The organism is Chamaesiphon sp. OTE_8_metabat_110, assembly GCF_031382685.1.
GTDB lineage: Bacteria > Cyanobacteriota > Cyanobacteriia > Cyanobacteriales > Chamaesiphonaceae > Chamaesiphon.
In genome coordinates this window covers 1-1,991 of sequence record NZ_JANMZA010000157.1, presented here as the reverse complement: position 1 = coordinate 1,991, position 1,991 = coordinate 1, and the positions used below count along the sequence as shown (strand labels likewise).

1 protein-coding gene and 1 pseudogene are annotated in these 1,991 nt (G+C 48.4%); both read left to right on the top strand.

Annotation, left to right across the window (positions count from 1 at the left end; genetic code table 11):
- Positions 1-29: 29 nt before the first annotated feature.
- Entirely contained in the window at positions 30-1,463 is a 1,434-nt protein-coding gene (gene murC / locus RMO52_RS05780; RefSeq protein ID WP_310411773.1) for a UDP-N-acetylmuramate--L-alanine ligase, read from the top strand.
- A gap of 166 nt (positions 1,464-1,629) precedes the next feature.
- Positions 1,630-1,991: pseudogene (locus tag RMO52_RS05775) on the top strand (UDP-N-acetylenolpyruvoylglucosamine reductase); the annotation flags it as partial.

The window sequence follows — 1,991 nt, the reverse complement described above, 5'->3', positions numbered from 1 at the left end:
TCGCTCTATCTGGCTGGTGAGAAAATATTATGGGTAGTTCTATTGATTTTGGCGGTCGTCCGATTCATTTTATCGGGATTGGGGGGATTGGGATGTCAGGGCTGGCTTATGTACTAGCAAGACGCGGGTTGCCAGTATCTGGTTCCGATCTCAAATCGACAAACATCACTCAAAAGTTGGCGTCAGTTGGGGCGCACATTTTCCTGAGTCAGGATGCGAGTAATTTAGATTTTTTTGATAACCACCCATCTGGACAAACGCCGCAAATCATCTGCTCGACGGCCATTGGTAAAACTAATAGCGAATTGAGAGCGGCGTTGGCGCAAGGGTGTCCGATCTTTCATCGATCGGATGTATTATCCGCTCTGATTGGGGAATACACGAGTATCGGCGTGGCAGGTACTCACGGTAAGACTACAACTAGCAGCGCGATCGGTTACATGCTAGTAGAAGCTGGTGTCGATCCGACAATTGTCGTCGGTGGTGAAGTCACAGCTTGGGATGGCAATGCCCGAGTTGGCAACAGTGAATATTTTGTCGCCGAAGTCGATGAGTCTGACGGTTCCCTCGTCAAGCATTCACCCAAAATCGGGATAATTACGAATATCGAACTCGATCATCCCGACCATTATAAGAGCCTCGATCAGGTAATCGATACCTTTACCACATTTGCCAACCAGTGTCAAGTGACAATCGGCTCGATCGACTGTGCGATCGTCAAAGAGCGCATCAAACCGACGATTTCTTATAGCGTCGAGCCAGGACAAGTCGCCGATTATACCGTCGATGAGATTGACTACCATGCCGATGGGACTTCGGCACGAGTATATGAATCCGGCAAATTATTGGGAATACTAAAGTTAGGAGTGTTAGGCAAACATAACTTGAGTAATGCCCTGGCGACGATCGCCGTCGGTCGTCAGGTTGGCTTAGACTTTAGTGCGATTGCCGCTGGTCTAGCGACTTTCAGTGGTGCCAAACGCCGCTTTGAACTTCGAGGATACCAAAATAACATTACCTTTATCGATGACTACGCTCACCATCCCAGTGAGATCCTCGTTACACTTAGTGCCGCTCGCTTGCGAGTTGGTACCGAACGACGAGTTGTAGCGGTGTTCCAACCCCATCGATACAGCCGTACTTTAGAATTTCTGCCTGAGTTTGCCCGATCTTTTAAAGATGCCGACTTAGTAGTAATTACAGATATCTACAGTGCGGGAGAAGCCGATACTGGCGTCATTAGTGGCGAAAAGGTTGTCGCTCAAATCGGTCGCTATCACCCGCGTGTTTGTTATCAACCCACGCTGAGTGCGGTATCCGAATTTCTGACTCACAATCTCCAGCAGGGTGATATCTGCTTGTGCTTGGGTGCGGGAAACCTCAACCAAATCATTCCGGGGGTCTTAGACTTTTATCGAACAGCACTTAATGCCAAACAAACCGAAACGATCGCTCGATCTTGAATGTTTAGTGTATTATCAATGCTAACTATCCCCGAGTTAGCCTGTTATAAATTTGACTTGTGAAGACGATCGGCTGTATCCATCTGGCTGAGAATCCACACATTTCCTCGATTGCTAGTTATTAGTGACTGCCCCCGATTTCCACCAACTACCTTACATCTCCATCATGACACTTTCCCACGACCGTTCGCGCAGCCGATCTGCTGCCGAATCATCCGTTAGCAAACCCCAGATTCATCAGCCAGTAATTATTTCGACCATACCAACAGATGCAGATCGAGATGTGGAAGTTCCTACTGATTGCCCGATTCGCCCCGGTATATCGCTCAAAGGTTTGACAACGTGGAAAGTCGGTGGCCCCGCCGAGTGGTATCTCGAACCCAAAACCCTCGCCCAGACGCAAAGTGGTCTAGCTTGGGCGCAACTAAATAAGCTCCCAATTACAATTATCGGTGCTGGCTCAAATTTACTCATCAGCGACAAAGGTTTGGCTGGCTTGGTAATTTGCACCCGTCATCTGCGCTATGT